This window comes from Pseudoclavibacter sp. JSM 162008, from assembly GCF_041366455.1.
Lineage (GTDB): Bacteria > Actinomycetota > Actinomycetes > Actinomycetales > Microbacteriaceae > Pseudoclavibacter.
In genome coordinates, this window is the sequence record NZ_JBEWYX010000014.1 from 54,589 (window position 1) to 70,734 (window position 16,146).

The 16,146-nt window shown below is 69.2% G+C and carries 15 protein-coding genes; 12 read left to right on the forward strand and 3 right to left on the reverse strand.

Features of this window, described 5'->3' with window-relative positions:
* The first annotated feature begins 57 nt into the window (after positions 1–57).
* The 8 genes from serA (at position 58) to ABVF28_RS12390 (ending at position 7,459) form a co-directional block, all read left to right on the forward strand.
* Positions 58–1,650 carry a phosphoglycerate dehydrogenase gene (gene serA / locus ABVF28_RS12355; RefSeq protein WP_104311098.1) on the forward strand — a complete coding sequence of 531 codons (1,593 nt, stop codon included), beginning with the start codon at positions 58–60 and terminating at the stop codon, positions 1,648–1,650.
* Positions 1,651–1,933: 283 nt separating this feature from the next.
* Positions 1,934–2,728, forward strand: a complete 795-nt coding sequence (locus tag ABVF28_RS12360; RefSeq protein WP_371030687.1) for a hypothetical protein — start codon at positions 1,934–1,936, stop codon at positions 2,726–2,728.
* On the forward strand, positions 2,725–3,450 hold the full coding sequence (locus tag ABVF28_RS12365) for an ABC transporter ATP-binding protein (protein WP_371030688.1): 726 nt from the start codon (positions 2,725–2,727) through the stop codon (positions 3,448–3,450). The genes ABVF28_RS12360 and ABVF28_RS12365 overlap by 4 nt, the downstream gene beginning before the upstream one ends.
* Positions 3,451–3,452: 2 nt before the next feature.
* The gene (locus tag ABVF28_RS12370) at positions 3,453–4,217 is read left to right on the forward strand and encodes a hypothetical protein (RefSeq protein WP_371030689.1); all 765 of its coding nucleotides are present in this window, start codon (positions 3,453–3,455) and stop codon (positions 4,215–4,217) included.
* Complete coding sequence (locus ABVF28_RS12375) at positions 4,210–4,752, forward strand: hypothetical protein (protein WP_371030690.1); 543 nt, start codon at positions 4,210–4,212, stop codon at positions 4,750–4,752. Before ABVF28_RS12370 ends, ABVF28_RS12375 begins: the two co-directional genes overlap by 8 nt.
* A 58-nt stretch (positions 4,753–4,810) precedes the next feature.
* A complete protein-coding gene (locus ABVF28_RS12380) occupies positions 4,811–5,893 on the forward strand; it encodes a 3-isopropylmalate dehydrogenase (protein WP_211890796.1) in 1,083 nt (360 codons plus the stop codon).
* Positions 5,890–7,035 carry a branched-chain amino acid aminotransferase gene (locus ABVF28_RS12385; protein WP_371030691.1) on the forward strand — a complete coding sequence of 382 codons (1,146 nt, stop codon included), beginning with the start codon at positions 5,890–5,892 and terminating at the stop codon, positions 7,033–7,035. The genes ABVF28_RS12380 and ABVF28_RS12385 overlap by 4 nt, the downstream gene beginning before the upstream one ends.
* Positions 7,036–7,099: 64 nt before the next feature.
* Entirely contained in the window at positions 7,100–7,459 is a 360-nt protein-coding gene (locus tag ABVF28_RS12390; protein ID WP_371030692.1) for a hypothetical protein, read from the forward strand.
* On the opposite strand, the gene ABVF28_RS12395 is transcribed toward ABVF28_RS12390, so the two are convergent.
* Together ABVF28_RS12395 and ABVF28_RS12400 are read right to left on the reverse strand one after the other, a co-directional pair.
* A complete protein-coding gene (locus ABVF28_RS12395) occupies positions 7,456–7,968 on the reverse strand; it encodes a hypothetical protein (RefSeq protein WP_104311106.1) in 513 nt (170 codons plus the stop codon). The two genes, ABVF28_RS12390 and ABVF28_RS12395, sit on opposite strands and share 4 nt — an antisense overlap.
* 48 nt (positions 7,969–8,016) lie before the next feature.
* The gene (locus ABVF28_RS12400; protein ID WP_371030693.1) at positions 8,017–9,471 is read right to left on the reverse strand and encodes a PucR family transcriptional regulator; all 1,455 of its coding nucleotides are present in this window, start codon (positions 9,469–9,471) and stop codon (positions 8,017–8,019) included.
* A 138-nt stretch (positions 9,472–9,609) separates the two neighbouring features.
* On the opposite strand from ABVF28_RS12400, the gene gabT reads away from it, so the two are divergent.
* The gene (gene gabT / locus ABVF28_RS12405; RefSeq protein ID WP_371030694.1) at positions 9,610–10,959 is read left to right on the forward strand and encodes a 4-aminobutyrate--2-oxoglutarate transaminase; all 1,350 of its coding nucleotides are present in this window, start codon (positions 9,610–9,612) and stop codon (positions 10,957–10,959) included.
* Positions 10,960–11,283: 324 nt separating this feature from the next.
* Here gabT and ABVF28_RS12410 read toward each other — a convergent pair whose 3' ends face one another.
* On the reverse strand, positions 11,284–11,961 hold the full coding sequence (locus tag ABVF28_RS12410; protein WP_371030695.1) for a TetR/AcrR family transcriptional regulator: 678 nt from the start codon (positions 11,959–11,961) through the stop codon (positions 11,284–11,286).
* Positions 11,962–12,142: 181 nt separating this feature from the next.
* Between ABVF28_RS12410 and ABVF28_RS12415 the strand changes: the two genes are divergently transcribed.
* Genes ABVF28_RS12415 through ABVF28_RS12425 form a run of 3 tightly spaced genes read left to right on the forward strand, consistent with a single transcriptional unit; the run spans position 12,143 to position 16,068 of the window.
* Positions 12,143–13,513, forward strand: coding sequence for an NAD(P)/FAD-dependent oxidoreductase (locus tag ABVF28_RS12415; protein ID WP_211892302.1), 1,371 nt, complete (start codon positions 12,143–12,145; stop codon positions 13,511–13,513).
* 51 nt (positions 13,514–13,564) lie between these two features.
* The gene (locus tag ABVF28_RS12420) at positions 13,565–14,491 is read left to right on the forward strand and encodes a universal stress protein (RefSeq protein WP_179557232.1); all 927 of its coding nucleotides are present in this window, start codon (positions 13,565–13,567) and stop codon (positions 14,489–14,491) included.
* The gene (locus ABVF28_RS12425) at positions 14,488–16,068 is read left to right on the forward strand and encodes an APC family permease (protein WP_371030696.1); all 1,581 of its coding nucleotides are present in this window, start codon (positions 14,488–14,490) and stop codon (positions 16,066–16,068) included. Before ABVF28_RS12420 ends, ABVF28_RS12425 begins: the two co-directional genes overlap by 4 nt.
* Positions 16,069–16,146 lie beyond the last annotated feature (78 nt).

A 16,146-nucleotide genomic window follows, 5' to 3' on the forward strand; every position in this document is an offset into this window, starting at 1 on the left:
TAGGATCGCTTCGGCCTGCGCCCGCAGACTCCCTGTCTCCACTGGAGGATTCTTCACGTGTCAAAGCCCGTCGTTCTGCTTGCCGAGCAGCTTTCCCCCGCAACCGTGGATGCGCTCGGTCCCGACTTCGAAGTCCGCCAGGTCGACGGCACCGATCGTCCCGCGCTCCTCGAGGCACTCGCCGAGGCCAACGCGATCCTCGTGCGCAGCGCGACCCAGGTCGACGCCGAGGCGATCGCCGCGGCCCCGAACCTGAAGATCATCGCCCGCGCCGGCGTCGGCCTCGACAACGTCGACACGCCCGCCGCCACGAAGGCCGGCGTCATGGTCGTCAATGCGCCCACCTCGAACATCACCTCGGCAGCCGAGCTCGCGGTCGGCCACATCATCTCGCTCGCCCGCCACATCCCGAACGCCAACGCGTCGATGAAGGCAGGGGACTGGAAGCGCTCGAAGTACACGGGCGTCGAGCTGTTCGAGAAGACCATCGGCATCGTGGGCCTCGGCCGCATCGGCACGCTCGTCGTCGACCGCCTCAAGGGCTTCGGCGTCAACCTCGTCGCCTACGACCCCTACGTGACGCCCGCCCGCGCCTCGCAGCTGGGCGTGCAGCTCCTCACCCTCGAAGAGCTCATGGCGCAGTCCGACTTCATCACCATCCACATCCCGCGCACGCCCGAGACCACCGGTCTCATCGGCGAGGCCCAGTTCGCGCTCGCCAAGCCCGAACTGCGCATCGTCAACTGCTCGCGCGGCGGCATCATCGACGAGAACGCGCTCCGCGACGCCCTCGAGTCCGGCACCATCGCGGGGGCAGCGCTCGACGTGTTCGTCACCGAGCCGCCATCGAACCGCGACCTCCTCGACCAGCCGAACCTGCAGCTCACGCCGCACCTCGGCGCATCCACCGATGAAGCCCAGGAGAAGGCCGGCGTCTCCGTCGCGCGCTCCGTGCGCCTCGCCCTCGCCGGTGAGCTCGTGCCGGACGCGGTCAACGTCGCTGGCGGCATCATCGACGAGTACGTGCGCCCCGGCATCCCGCTCATGGAGAAGCTCGGTCAGTTCCTGCAGGGCCTCATCGGCGCCTCTCCCGTCGCCCTCGACATCGAGGTGCACGGCGAGCTCGCCCGCTACGAGGTGAAGGCGCTGCGCCTCGCCGCGCTCAAGGGGTTCTTCACGAACATCGTCACCGAGCAGGTCTCCTACGTGAACGCGCCGCTCCTGGCGGAGGAGCGCGGCCTCGACGTGCGCATGAACGTCGACGAGGACAGCGACGAGTACCGCAACGTGCTCACGCTGCGCGCGACGCTCAGCGACGGCAAGACGGTCTCCGTCTCCGGAACCCTCACGGGTCCGAAGCAGATCGAGAAGCTCGTCGGCATCAACGGCTACAGCATCGAGGTGCCCCTCGCCGCGCACCACCTCGTCATGGTCTACAGCGACCGCCCCGGTGTCGTCGCCGTCTACGGTGCCGCGCTCGGCGAGGCAGGCGTCAACATCGCCGGCATGCAGATCGCCCGCGACGAAGAGGGCGGCCAGGCCCTCTCCGTGCTGACGATCGACGAGCCGGCCAGCGACGAGCTGCTCGCGCACCTGCGCGACGCGATCGGCGCCTCCGAGCTGCACGAGATCGACATCGTCGAGAGCTAGATGTAACGCCCCGCGTCACCCACACAAGCGCTGCCTGCGTTCCCAACCCCGCGAGATCGCCGCGGTTGGGAACGCAGGCAGCGTTGTTCTTTGGGCCCGGGATGGGGTGCTCGTCGCGACTCAATTGGGGCAAAACACGCATTGTCCTGTGGGATCAGCCTGGTGTCCAGGGCTCGAACTTTCGAATGATGGTCCGCTGACCACCCGAGTGCCACGCTAGCCACATGGACCGGACAGCACGGCACCCGATCAGGAGCGTCCACTCGACCGAGGGCAGCAGGCCATGGCCACGTTCCTCCACGCGCTCCGCGCGGAAGCCATCAAGTTCACCTCACTGCGTTCGTCGCGGATCGCGAGTCTCGCAACCGTCGCGGTCGTGATCGGTGCCGCGTACGGCATCACCGCGCTGACGCACCAGGCGATGCTCTCGGGGGATGTCACCGCTGCTGGCGGACTCGAACCTCAGTCGGCCTTTCTCGTGGTGTTGCACTACGGACAGATCGGGGCGGTCTTCCTGGGGGCGAGTGTCTTCGCGCAGGAGCGCGACAACGGTGTCATCGCCTCCTCGCTGCTCGCTGTCCCCGACCGGCGCAGCTTCTTCCTCGCGAAGGCCCTCTCCGCGCTCGCGTTCGGCGTCGCGGTCGCCCTTCCCGCCGTCCTGGGAAGCTATGCCGCCCGCTGCGCTGTCCTCGACTGCCGCGCGGTCGGCAGCCTGACGAGCCTTCCCGGTGGAGACCTCCGCCTGCTCGCGGGGTACATCGTCTACTGGTCGCTCATCAGCCTGCTCTCATTCCTGATCTCGTCGGCGTTCCGCAGCGGCGTCGTCGGGCTCACCGCCATGCTGGCGCTCACGCTCGCCATCTCGCCGTACCTGCTCGAGTTCACCTCGGCCGCCAGGTTCCTGCCCGACCAGGCGGGCGCTCAACTGCTGCTCCAGGACGCTCCGCTTGCCGGGGACCTGGGGCCGAGGCTCGGGCTTCTCGTGCTGCTGAGCTGGATCGGCGTCTTCGCCGTCGCTGGATTTCTCTCGGTCCGCTCCTGGGCCGTCAACCACGCAGAAAAGGGGGTCGGTTCATGATCGAAGTCGAGAACCTGACAAAGATCTACGGGAAGCGGACTGCCATCGAGTCCGTGACCTTCGAAGCCAGAGCAGGCAGGGTGACGGGGCTGCTCGGCCCGAACGGAGCGGGCAAGTCGACGACGATGCGCATCCTGCTCGGCCTCGACCGAGCGACGTCCGGGCGCGCGTCGGTGCTCGGCTCCGAGTACCGAAGCCTGCGGCGTCCCCTGACCCGCGTCGGCGCGCAGTTCGACGGGTCGGGTGCCCATCGCGGACGCACGGCGAGAGCGCACCTCCGATGGATGGCGGCGAGCAACGGGATCTCGTCCGCGCGCATCCCGGAGACGCTGCAGCTCGTCGGGCTGTCGGACGTCGCTGACCGCCGCGTCGGGACCTTCTCTCTGGGCATGGGGCAGCGTCTGGGCATCGCGGCCGCGCTCCTCGGGGACCCGGAGGTCGTGATCCTTGACGAGCCGATGAACGGGCTCGACCCGAAGGGCATTCGCTGGATACGGGATCTTGCGCGCTCGCTGACGGGTTCCGGCCGCACGGTGCTCATCTCGTCGCACCTCATGGGGGAGATGCAGTCCATGGCTGACGACCTCGTCGTGATGGCGCGCGGAACGGTCATCAGGGCGGGGGCGGCGACGAGCCTGGTCGCGGGGTACGACAGCCTCGAGCACGCGTACTTCGCCTGGACGCAGGGTCGCGCCGAGCATATTGCGGGTGGTGCCGCGTGAAGATGGCGCTGGCGTCAGAGTCCTGGAAGCTCTTCACTCTCAGAGCGGTCCTCATCACGCTGGCCGTGAGCTTCGTCGTGCCGGTCCTGATGGCCGCAGTCACCGCCCCCTCGGTTGGCGAGGGGCTGCGCGTCGACGACCCGATGCTCGCCGCCGGGACGACGCCGGAGGTCGTCGGCCTCGAATGGATCGCGCTCGGGCAGATCGGCGTCATCATCGTGGGGGTGCTCGCGGGAAGCGGTGAGTTCTCCGGCGGACAGATCCGGACCTCGCTCGTCGCGGTGCCGAACCGGTTCAGGCTCTTCCTGGCGAAGATCTCGGTCCTCGCCGTCACCGTGACGTTGCTCGGAGCGGTGACGATCCCGCTGCTCAGCATCTGCAGTCAGCTCGGTCTCGGATCGCTCAGTGTGCTCAGCGACGGCGTGCCCGTCTCGCTCCTGGTGCGCTGGCTGGGCGGAGTCGTCTACTGGACGGGTATCGCGCTGATCGGGTTCAGCTTCGCGGTCCTGGTCCGCCAGGCCCTGGTGCCGTTGCTCGTGCTCATCGCGGTCTCGCAGCTCTCGCTTGTCCTGGTCTTCCTGACGTCGTGGGCGAAGTTCCTGCCCACGATCGCTGGCGCGCAGCTGTTCGATGCTGCCGCCGTGACCGCAGCGAACCCGGCGGCAGCGCTCGACCCTGGGAGCGCCTACGCGGTGTTCTTCCTCGCGGTCGTGGCACTGGTCGGCTCCGCAGTCGTCGCGTTCTGCCGACGGGACGTGCGTGCATGACGCTCTTGCGGGATGGATGCGGGTCGGCGGGTCTTTGCGGGGCTGTCCTGGCGTATCCATCACGCAAGTTGGACAGCGCGCCGCGGATGCGCTGCACCGTGAAGCCCATCGCAGCGAGCCGCACGATGATCACGATCTCCGCGACGAGCTGCGCCGTCTCGCCGCCGATGACGCCGAGTGCGGCCACTCCGAGGATCGCGGCCGGGATGGACGCAGCCGAGGCGATCGGCACCGCATCCCGCAGCTCGTGCAGGAACTCGATGTGCGCCGTGCCCTCGCGGCGCTCGCCGACCTCGGCCCTCGTGGAGTGGCCGACCGCGTCGGCGATGAGGTGCGCGAGGAGCGTCGTGCCCCCGGTCGCGAGGACCACGATCGCACCTTCGCCAGGATTCTCGCCCGCGTGCACGAGCCCGAGGAGCGTCGCGAGGATGATGATGTTGCCGTACACGTAGGCCGTGAGGCGGCTGGCGGCGCGCGCACGCGGCAGATCGTCCTTGCGGCGCAGGATCGCGGTGGTCATGACGACCGACGCTAGCCCGGCTGCGGCCTAAACTGGGGGAGCCGCGACCGCCGTCGGCAGGAAAGGACGCCTCGTGTCGGAACGTGCAGCGCCAGAGAAGCTCGACATCGCCGTCATCGCGGGCGACGGGATCGGTCCGGAGGTCACCGCCGAGGCGCAGCGCGCGCTTCGGGCTGCGCTGCCGGCAGGCGTCGAGCTCACGCTCACGGAGTACCCGTTCGGCGCGGCCCGCTACCTCGAGACCGGCGAGATCATCTCAGACGCGGAGCTGCACGCGCTCGCGCAGCACGACGGCATCCTCCTCGGCGCCGTCGGCGGCGACCCAGCCGACGAGCGACTGGCCGGGGGTATCATCGAGCGTGGCCTGCTCCTCAAGCTGCGCTTCGCGTTCGACCACTACATCAACCTGCGCCCTGGCGCGATCTCGCCCGGCGTGAAGACCCCGCTGAGCGACCCCGGCGAGGTCGATTTCGTCGTCGTGCGCGAGGGCACCGAGGGGCCGTATGTCGGCAACGGCGGCGTCGTCCGCGTCGGCACCCCGCAGGAGATCGCGACCGAGGTCTCCGTGAACACGGCCTACGGCGTCGAGCGCACCGTGCGGTACGCGTTCGAGAAGGCCAAGTCCCGCCCCCGCAAGCACCTCACGCTCGTGCACAAGAAGAACGTGCTCGTCAACGCCGGCGTGCTCTGGCAGCGCGTCGTCGACCGGGTCTCCGCCGACTACCCTGACGTCGCCGTCGAGTACCTGCACGTCGACGCTGCTACGATTTTCTTCGTCACGAACCCATCGCGATTCGACGTGATCGTCACCGATAACCTGTTCGGCGACATCGTGACCGACCTTGCCGCAGCCATCACCGGCGGCATCGGGCTGGCGGCCTCGGGCAACATCAATCCCGAAGGCGAATTCCCCAGCATGTTCGAGCCAGTCCACGGCTCGGCACCAGACATCGCGGGCCTCGGCAAAGCCGACCCGACGGCGGCGATCCTCTCCGTCGTTCTGCTGCTCGAGCACTTCGGACTCATCGACGCAGCCGCAGCCCTCGATGCAGCCTGCCGCGCCGACCTCGCGTCGCGAGGCGGGGCATCCAGGAGCACGTCCGAGATCGGCGACGCCATCATCTCCCGACTGACCGCGCAAGGAACCAACGCATGAGCGACACCAGCAGCACCCAGCCAGGCACGACGACGCAGGCCGCACGCACCGCCGGCGCGTCCCTCGAGTTCTCGGTCGAGCGAAACCCGGCTCCCGCATCCGTCGAGGTGCGGGAGGCGGTGCTCGCCGACCCCGGGTTCGGCAAGCACTTCACCGACCACATGGTGATCATCGACTGGACGGTCGCCGACGGCTGGCACGACGCCCGCGTCGTGCCGTACGGCCCGCTGCAGGTCGACCCATCCTCGGCAGTGTTCCACTACGGCCAGGAGATCTTCGAGGGCCTCAAGGCGTACCGCCACGGCGGGGGAGAGGTCTTCGGATTCCGGCCAGAGCGCAACGCGCAGCGCCTGCAGAACTCGGCGAAGCGGCTCGCGCTGCCGGAGCTGCCCGAGGAGCTCTTCCTCGAATCGGTGCGCCAGCTCGTGCAGATCGACGAGCAGTGGGTTCCGGCGGCCGGCGAGGGCAAGACCCTCTACCTGCGCCCGTTCATGATCGCGTTCGAGAACTTCCTCGGCGTGCGTGCGGCGCAGACGGTGCGCTACATGGTCATCGCCTGCCCGGCTGGCTCGTACTTCTCCGACCCCACGCGCCCCGTCGACATCTGGCTCTCGCAGGAGTACTCGCGCGCGGGTGCCGGCGGCACGGGTGCGGCGAAGTGCGGCGGCAACTACGCGTCGTCGCTGCTCCCGCAGGAGGAGGCGTACGCGAACGGATGCGAGCAGGTGCTGTTCCTCGACTCCTCCGAGAACAGGTACCTCGAGGAGCTCGGCGGCATGAACATCGTGCTCATCAAGTCCGACGGCACGATCCTGACCCCGCTGAGCGACTCCATCCTCCCCGGCATCACACGCGACAGCGTGCTGGAGCTGTGCGAGCGGGCCGGTCGCAGAATCGAGCACCGGCGCATCACGATCGACGAGTGGCGCGAGGGCGTCGCCGACGGGTCGATCGTCGAGGCCTTCGCGTGCGGCACCGCGGCCGTCATCTCGCCGATCGGCAAGGTCAAGTCGCCCGATTTCACGATCGAGAACCCGGCGCTCACGGAGGACTCGGTGAGCATGCGCATCCGCGCCGAGCTGACGGGTATCCAGAACGGCGAGCTGCCCGACCTCATGGGCTGGACGCAGCGCCTGGCGTAGCTGCGGCATTCGCATGGTCTACGGGTGGGCTGCCCGCAAGGGCGCCGAGTATCAGAAGCGGACCATGGCTGCGCCGTCGAGGCGCGGCTTCGTGCTGCTGGCGGTCCTCGAATTCGTCCTGGCGATCGCGTTCGCGGTGTTCCTCGCGCTCGCAGAGTTCTGGCTGGGACCCGTCGTGCTCGTGGTCGCCGCCCTCGCCGGGTGGGCGACCACGAGGTACCTTGTGCACGTCCCGGCCTGGCTGCGGCGGGTGGTCGTGATCTTGGCGGTGCTCGGGGTGTTGGCGCTCGGCGTGTTCGCGAGTCCGGTCGCCGCGATGGGGCTGGTCGCGCTCTTCGCGTACTCCGGGGGCTGGTTCCTGACGTTCGCCGTGGCACCGTCGCGCGCGGTCCGCTGGCGAGAGGTGACGCAGCGCCGCCGTTAGCTCTTGTAGTGCAGGGCCATGTAGGAGCCGCGGAGCAGCTGCACCTCCAGCACGAGCTGACGGAAGGTCCACGCGCGAGGCGGACGGCACGTGATGAGCGACATGGGGCCGTCCCGCAGGTCGAGCAGTTCGACGCCCTCGACCTTCAGCGCGGTCTCGGGGCGGGCGCGCGCGAGCAGGCCCCGCACGCCGTCCTCGTCCATGTCGGCGTCTCGGGGTGCGTCGAACTCGAACGTGAGCTCGTGGATGTCGACGAACAGCGAGTCGGTGTCGTCGAGCTCGTCGCGGCGGCCGTCCTCGCGCTGCTCCTCGCGATACACGTAGCCGAGCACGTCGTCGCCGGCGGGCATCGTCACGATGAGGCCAGCGGGTGGCTGCAGCTGCGGGCGCAGGGAGCGGCAGACGTGCGCGAAGGCGAGGTCCTCCACCTCCAGGACGTCGACGGTGACGTCGACGGCGTCGTCTCGTTCGATCTCGACGCCGTTCGGGAGGGTCACGGAGGTGCGCATGCGCCAAGTCTGGCAGAGCGGACGGCCCGCAGGGTCCGCTCGCGCAGCTCAGTCGCGCATCCCGCCGCTCGGGCTGAGGCGCCTGGCCGCGCCCGCGAGCCACAGCTGCACACCCTCGGCCATGACGCGGGGGTCGAGGCCCGTGATGCTCGCGATCTGGTCGAGTCGGTAGCGCACGGTGTTGCGATGCGTGCCGAGCTCCTCCGCGACCTGCGCGATCTGGCCGGAGTGCGCGAAATACGCGTCGAGGGTCGCGAGGAGAGTGGAGCCGTGCTCGGTGTCGTGCGTCTCGAGCGGGCCGAGCACCTCAGCGGCCAGCTCGAGCACGGGAACGTCGCGGCTCGCGAGGAGCAGCGACGAGATGGAGAGGCGGGCCGACGTGGCGACGTCCACGTCCTGCGGGGCGTTCCGCAGCGCATCCCGGGCCTCGAAGTAGCTCCAGCGCAGCGCGAGCGACGTCGGGTAGAGGTCGCCGATGCCCACTCGTGCCGCGATGCCCGCCGACCGTGCGAGGCCGATGAGCGCCTCAGCCGCCGCGGGCATTCGGGTCCGCTCGGGCGCGATCACGACGAGGCGGCCATCGAACACCGCGGAGACCGACGACTGCAGCTCGGCGGGCAACGGGAGCGCGGTGAGTTCCGCCGTGCGCCGATCGTCGGTCTCGGCGACGAGCACGCGCGCGGCCTGCCCCGTCGCGACGCCGAGCGCGGTCAGCCGCCGCTCGGCGTCCTCGACCGCGAACTTCCCCTGCACGAGGTCGTGCAGCACGAGACCCGACGCGTCGCGGGCCGCCCGCACGCGGCGCGCGTCCTGCATGAGCTGCAGGCTCAGGAGGGAGCGCGCGTAGTTCACGAGCCCCTCGTTGACACGCGGGCTCGTGATGTGGAGCGTCGCGCCGGCCGACTGTCCCGTGGAGATGGGGAGCGCGTCCCAGCCGCTCACGGCCTCATCCTGCACGTCGAGGCTGCCCGCCAGGAGCTCGCCGAGACGCGTCACGGCGACGTGCGATCTCGTGAGCCGCCCGAGGCGCGCGGCGAGCCCGGCGACGCCGCCATCGGAGAGCAGCGCGGTGACGAGCTGCTGCTGCTGCCGATGCTCGCCCTCGAGGCGCGAGTGCTGCGCGTCGGTGCTCGCCTGCGTGACGACCTTGGTGAGGGCCGCGAACGGCGTCTCGTAGGCCACCTCGAACAGGGGGAGGCCGGCCTGCTCGGCTGCGGCGACGAGGGCTTCCGGCACGCTCTCGTGCGTGAAGCCGGTGCCGACGCCGAGCGCCACGGTGTCGGCCGCGACGAGCGAGTCCACGAACGAGCGGTACGCGCGCGTGCCGCGCAGGCGCATCCCCGTCGTGAGCACCAGCTGGCCTCCCGTGAGGAACGGCTGCGGGTTGAGCAGCTCGGTCGTCGCGACCCACTCGATGCCCGTCCGCCTCGTCGTGGGGGCTCCGGTGAGCAGGGTCAGGCCGAGGGAGCGGTCCGCGAGAAGCGTGTCGACGGTGGCAAGCATGCCCCGATTGTAGGCACGCTTAGACGGATGCACAGCCGCGGTAGGACGGGTCGTGCGCGTGCCCATTCGTTGCGGAGGAAAGAGCCGCGTAGCCTTCAAGCCATACCAAGAGGTCGAACCCCGAGGAAGGGAAGCATCGTGACGGAGTTCCGCATTGCCCAGGAGCGCAAGCTCGAAGGCGCCATTCCAGGCCCCAAGTCCCAGGCCCTGACGGCCCGTCGTGAGGCGAGCGTCTCCGCATCGCTCGTTCCCGCAGTCCCCGTGTACGCGGCTGACGTTGATGGCGCCGTCATCCGCGACGTCGACGGCAACCAGTTCGTCGACTTCGGCGCGGGCATCGCCGTGACCAACGTCGGCGCATCCCACCCCCGCGTCGTCACCGCCGTGCAGGAAGCCGCGTCGCACTTCACGCACACCGCCTTCGGCATCACCCCGTACGAGGGCTACGTCGCCGTCGCCGAGAAGCTCATCGAGATCACGCCGGGCGACCATGCCAAGAAGGCCGTCCTCCTGAACTCGGGTGCGGAAGCCGTCGAGAACGCGGTCAAGATCGCCCGCCACTCGACCGGCCGCAACGCCGTCATCGCGTTCGACCACTCCTTCCACGGCCGCACGAACCTCACGATGGCCCTCACCGCGAAGAACATCCCGTACAAGGACGGCTTCGGGCCCTTCGCGCCAGAGGTCTACCGCGCGCCCATGAGCTACCCGTACCGTGACGGCCTGACCGGCGCCGAGGCGGCAGCCCGCACGATCGACGTCATCGAGAAGCAGGTCGGCGGCAACAACGTCGCGGCCATCATCATCGAGCCCATCCAGGGCGAAGGTGGCTTCATCGTCCCCGCCGAGGGCTTCCTCCCCGCGCTCGTCGAGTGGGCGAAGGCCAACGGCGTCGTCTTCATCGCCGACGAGGTGCAGGCCGGCATGTGCCGCACCGGCGCCTGGTTCGCGTCCGAGCACGAGGAGATCGTGCCCGACCTCGTCACGATCGCCAAGGGCGTCGCGGGCGGCATGCCGCTCTCGGCCGTCGTCGGCCGCGCCGAGATCATGGACAGCGTGCACGTCGGCGGACTCGGCGGCACCTACACGGGCAACCCCGTCGCCACGGCCGCCGCGCTCGCCACGATCAGCATCATGGAGGATGAGCAGCTCGCTGCCCGCGCCCTCGAGATCGAGACCATCGTCAAGACGCGCTTCGAGGCGCTCAGCGCCGAGCTCGGCGAGAACACGATCATCGGCGAAGTCCGCGGACGCGGCGCCATGCTGGCGTTCGAGTTCGTCGAGGCCGGCACGGCGACGACCACGAAGAAGCCGCACCCGGCGGCCGTGAAGGCGATCGTCGCCGACGCGCTCAGCCAGGGCGTCGTGCTCCTCTCGTGCGGCACCTACGGCAACGTCGTGCGCCTCCTCCCGCCGCTCACCATCACGGACGAGCTGCTGAACGACGGCCTCGACGTGCTCGAAGCCGCCATCCGCGCGCAGGCGTAGCCCGCTCGCGCCCGCCACGGGCGCGCACCAGACCGCCGGGAAGCCCCGGCAACAGAATCTCGACGCCCCGGCACATTCCGCGCCGCCGGGGCGTCGAGGTGTCTCCGCGGGCATCCACGCCGCGCCCGCGCTCGCGCCCGCCGCCGCACCCGCGCCCGCCCGCGCTCGCCCCCGCATCCCGCCGAACGGCGTGCAAACATGCGGCTCCTGCTGGTTCGTTTCGAGACGAGCCTGCATTTTCCGCATGTCTGCGCCGGGGCTGGGCACCAGGATGGATTCAGCGCGACGGTTCGGAACGGGTGGGGCGCGGTGGCCTGGAACGGGTCAGTGGGTCGTCGTCTCGAGACCGGCCGCGACGCCGAGGCCTCGGATGAGTGCCTCGAGGCCGCGTTCGAAGGCCTGCTCGCGCAGCTCGCGGGGTGGATGTGCGGCGACGGCCGCCGCGAGCGTCGGCGCCGCATCCGCCTGGTCGCCGAGGTCGAAGATGTCGAGCGGGGCGTTGAGGTCGTACGCGGATCCGTAGATGAACGACTCGATGGCGACGATCGCCGGCATGATGCTCGCGTCTGGCCAGCCGGCGCGGCGGAGGCCTGCGGCGACGCTCTCGTACATCGCGAGGGTCTCGGTCGCACCTGCCACGGGCATCTTCGCGATCGCCTCGACGAGCGAGTCGTGCTCCTTCATGACGAGCCGGTAGCTGCGCGCCCACGCGGCCAGGGCCAGGTCCCATGGCTCGGTCTCGAAGGCGGAGGCGTCGACAGCGGCCATGAGGCGGTCCTCGATCCAGCGGAGGATCTGCCGCTTCGAGTGCGCGTGGTTGTAGAGCGCGGCGGGGGTCACATCGAGCGCCTTGGCGAGCTTCGCCATGGTCAGGGCGTCGTAGCCGTCGTGGCTCGCGACCCGCATGGCGGCGTCGGTGATGCGCTTCTGCGTCAGGATGCGCGTGCGGGGTCGCCCGGCACGCCGCTGTCCATCGGACTCGACATGTTCGCTGGTGCTCACTGGCCCTCCCGTCTCCCGACCATATCGCCTCGCAAATGCTCCTTGTCCGAGGGCGCGGTGTCGACTAACGTAAATTAATCCTGTTCATTTGGATGGCACGGTCACGAACCCGGTCGCCATCCTGACTCACTTCGACGGCGAAGCCAGGGCGCTTGGGGCTGTCACAACGGAAAGAGCGGAAATGCAGACCATCGAACGCGACGTCGTCATCATCGGAGCGGGCCCATCCGGACTCACGGCGGCACGCCGCCTCACCCAGGCGGGCAAGACCGTCGCCGTCCTCGAAGCGCGAGACCGCGTCGGCGGGCGCACGTGGACCAACATCATCGACGGCCAGTCCTTCGAGATCGGCGGCCAGTGGGTGTCGCCGGACCAGACGGCACTCCTCGCGCTTCTCGAAGAGCTCGGCAAGGACACCTTCTCGCGCTACCGCGAAGGCAAGTCGGTCTACATCAGCCCCAAGGGCGAGCGCACCGTCTACGAGGGAGACACCTTCCCCGTCAGCGAGCACACGGCCGCCGAGATGGACCGCATGATCGAGATCCTCGACGGCCTCGCCGCCGAGATCGGCCCCCACGAGCCCTGGGCGCACGCCAAGGCGCGCGAGCTCGACACCATCTCCTTCCACCACTGGCTGCGTCAGCAGTCCGACGACGAGGAAGCCTGCAACAACATCGGGCTCTTCGTCGCGGGCGGCATGCTCACCAAGCCGGCCTTCGCGTTCTCCGCCCTGCAGGCGGTGCTCATGGCCGCATCCGCCGGCTCGTTCTCGAACCTCGTCGACGAGAGCTTCATCCTCGACAAGCGCGTCGTCGGGGGCATGCAGTCGGTCAGCCAGCAGATGGCCGCGGAACTCGGCGACGACGTCGTGTTCCTGAACAACCCCGTGCGCTTCCTCCACTGGGACGACAACGGCGCAGGCAAGGCCGCCCCGGTGACGGCCATCGCCGACCACATCACCGTGAAGGCCCAGCACGCCATCATGGCCGTGCCGCCGAACCTCTACTCGCGCGTCTCGTTCGTGCCCGCGCTGCCTCGCCAGCAGATGATCGTGCACCAGCACATCTCCATGGGCCTCGTCATCAAGGTGCACGCCACCTACGCGACGCCGTTCTGGCGGGAAGAGGGCCTCAGCGGCACCGCCTTCGGCGCCGGCCACCTCGTGCAGGAGGTCTACGACAACACCAACCACGAAGACGAGCGCGGCACGCTCGTCGGGTTCATCACCGACGAGGCGGCCGAAGCCATGTGGGCGCTCGGCGAAGAGGAGCGCAAGGCGGCCGTGCTCGGGGCCGTCGCCGAATTCCTCGGCCCGAAGGCACTCGAGCCCGAGGTGTTCTACCTCTCCGACTTCGGCGCGGAGGAGTGGACGCGAGGCGCGTACGCGACCAGCTACGACCTCGGTGGGCTCGCCCGCTGGGGCGCCATCCAGCACGACCCGGTCGGCCCCATCTTCTGGTCGAGCTCCGACCTCGCGGCAGAGGGCTACCAGCACGTTGACGGCGCAGTGCGGATGGGCGAAGCTACGGCGAAGCGCATCCTCGAGTCCTGAGCGCCCACGGCACGTGAAATCGGACGACACCCGAAGAACTGGAGAGGCAGCATGACGCAGCGTTTCGTAGTGGGCTACATCGCGAGCGACCGAGGGCATGACGCTCTCGCCCTCGCCTCCTTCCTCGCCAAAGGCACGGACACGGAGCTCATCATCGCGATGATCACCCCGGAGACGTCGCCGTATAGCGGCACGCACCCGCTGCCGCTCGACGATGCGGACAGCATCATCGGCAAGCAGATCGACACGTGGATGAGCGAAGCGCTCGCCCAGGTGCCCGAGGGTATCCAGGCGACGGGCGTCGTCCGCAGCGCCTCGGGCGAGGCGCAGGGCCTCATGGATGTCGCCTCGGAGTTCGGTGCGGTCGCGATCGTCATCGGGGCGGCCACGACGGCGCTCCTGCGTCAGTTCACCGTCGGGACCGTCGCATCCACGCTCCTGCACGCCTCGCCGCTGCCGGTGGCGCTCGCGCCAGCTGGCTTCGCGGAGGAGGGCCCCGTCACGCGCATCACGACCCTCTTCGGGACGCGCTCCGGTGCGGCCGCGCTCATCGGCACGTCCGTCGAGAGCGCGCTCCAGCGCGACGTGCAGCTGCGTCTCCTCTCGCTCGTGCAGCTCGACCGCGTTCCGCCGAGCCAGGTGCAGGAGGTCGAGGAGTTCGTGCGCGAGTTCGGCGGCGCCGTGCTCGCGGGGCGCGCGGAGGCGCTGCTCGAGTCCGGGAAGGCGACCGTCGAGACCGTCGAGGGCGAGAACCTCGAGGCCGCGTTGGAGAAGGCGAACTGGAGTGCGGGCGACGTGGCGTTCGTCGGCTCCAGCCGACTCGCGCAGGGAGGCCGCATCTTCCTCGGCGCCCGCGCGCAGCGACTGCTGCGGGTGCTGACGGTGCCGGTCATCGTCGTGCCACGCGCGGTGCTCCCCGCCGAGGCGCCCAAGCCCGCCCCCGGTGCCGAATCCACTGAGACAGGAACAGGGCGATGACGAAGACAGCAGACAGCACGGAGCGGGGCGGGCTCAGCTCCAAGGGCCTCTCCGCCGGCAAGGTGGGCGTCATCGGCGCCACCATCATCGGCATCTCGTGCATCGCCCCGGCCTACACGCTGACCTCGGGTCTCGGCCCGACCATCGCGCAGGTCGGCGTGCAGACGCCCGCGATCCTCTTCATCGGCTTCATCCCGATGGTGCTCGTGGTCTTCGGCTACCGCGAGCTGAACTCGGCGATGCCCGACTCCGGCACGACCTTCACCTGGGCGTCGCGCGCGTTCGGGCCGTGGATCGGGTGGATGGGCGGATGGGGGCTCATCGCGGCAACCGTCCTCGTGCTCTCGAACCTCGCCGCCGTCGCCGTCGACTTCCTCTTCATCCTGCTGGCGCAGGTCTTCCAGAATCCGGAGCTCGCCGACCTCACGCGGGTGCTGTGGATCAACATCCCCGTCACGATCCTCTTCACGGCGCTCGCCGCGTGGATCTCGTACCGGGGAGTCGAGGCGACCGAGAAGATCCAGGTCGGGCTCGTGGCGTTCCAGCTCATCGCGCTCGCCTGGTTCATCATCGCCGCGTTCATGCACCTGAGCAACAACACGGCCTTCGACCCGACGCCCGTCGAGCTGTCCTGGTTCAACCCCTTCGAGCTCGGTGACATGTCGTTGGTCGCCGCCGGCGTCTCGCTGTCGATCTTCCTCTTCTGGGGCTGGGACACGGTCATCACGATGAACGAGGAGGCGAAGGACCCGAAGAAGACCCCGGGCCGCGCCGCCATGCTCACGATCATCATCATCATGGTGATCTACCTGCTCACGACGCTCGCCGTGCTCGTCTTCGCGGGCATCGGCACCGAGGGTCTCGGGGCGGGGAACCCGGACAACCAGGAGAGCATCTTCGCGGCGCTCGCTGGCCCGGTCATGGGGCCGTTCGCGCTGCTCATGTCGCTCGCCATCCTCTCGTCGTCGGCGGCGTCGCTGCAGTCGACGATGGTCTCCCCGTCGCGCACGATCCTCGCGATGGGGCACTACGGGGCGCTGCCGAAGCGGTTCGCGGACGTCAGCCCTCGCTTCAAGTCGCCGTCGGTCGCGACCCTGGCCTCGGCCATCGCCGCCGTCGTCTTCTACGTCGTCATGAGGCTGCTGTCCGAGAACGCGCTGTGGGACACGATCGCGGCCCTCGGCCTCATGATCTGCTTCTACTACGGCGTCACGGGCCTCGCCTGCGTCTGGTACTTCAGGCACAGCCTCTTCGCCTCCGCACGAAACTTCTTCTTCCGGTTCCTGTTCCCGCTGCTCGGCGGCATCGTGCTGCTCTACTTCTTCTACGAGACAGCAGTCGCATCGCTCTCGCCGTCGTTCGGCTCCGGCTCGGCGCTCTTCGCGACGAGCTACGACGCGGACGGCATCGCCCAGGACGGCATCGGCCTCGTGTTCGTGCTCGGCATCGGCGTGCTGCTGCTCGGCGTCGTCATCATGGTCGTGCAGTACTTCCGCAACCCCGGATTCTTCCGCGGCGAGACGATCCAGATCGGCAACGACCGCGACACGCAGTCGATCGAGGTGCTGAAGGACTAGCGCTCGGGCGCTCTCGCCCGGCCCGCGCCGGGCCTGACACAGAAACTGGAGTTGCGCATCCCGGTCAGATGATCGGAT

Bases quoted from the DNA above. Each gene is read 5' to 3' on its own strand.
- ABVF28_RS12420 (WP_179557232.1), top strand. From the start codon at position 13,565: ATGACGCAGCGTTTCGTAGTGGGCTACATCGCGAGCGACCGAGGGCAT.
- ABVF28_RS12425 (WP_371030696.1), top strand. From the start codon at position 14,488: ATGACGAAGACAGCAGACAGCACGGAGCGGGGCGGGCTCAGCTCCAAG.
- ABVF28_RS12415 (WP_211892302.1), top strand. From the start codon at position 12,143: ATGCAGACCATCGAACGCGACGTCGTCATCATCGGAGCGGGCCCATCC.
- ABVF28_RS12390 (WP_371030692.1), top strand. From the start codon at position 7,100: ATGGCTGCGCCGTCGAGGCGCGGCTTCGTGCTGCTGGCGGTCCTCGAA.
- ABVF28_RS12360 (WP_371030687.1), top strand. From the start codon at position 1,934: ATGGCCACGTTCCTCCACGCGCTCCGCGCGGAAGCCATCAAGTTCACC.
- ABVF28_RS12365 (WP_371030688.1), top strand. From the start codon at position 2,725: ATGATCGAAGTCGAGAACCTGACAAAGATCTACGGGAAGCGGACTGCC.
- ABVF28_RS12385 (WP_371030691.1), top strand. From the start codon at position 5,890: ATGAGCGACACCAGCAGCACCCAGCCAGGCACGACGACGCAGGCCGCA.
- ABVF28_RS12370 (WP_371030689.1), top strand. From the start codon at position 3,453: ATGGCGCTGGCGTCAGAGTCCTGGAAGCTCTTCACTCTCAGAGCGGTC.
- ABVF28_RS12395 (WP_104311106.1), bottom strand. From the start codon at position 7,968: ATGCGCACCTCCGTGACCCTCCCGAACGGCGTCGAGATCGAACGAGAC.
- ABVF28_RS12400 (WP_371030693.1), bottom strand. From the start codon at position 9,471: ATGCTTGCCACCGTCGACACGCTTCTCGCGGACCGCTCCCTCGGCCTG.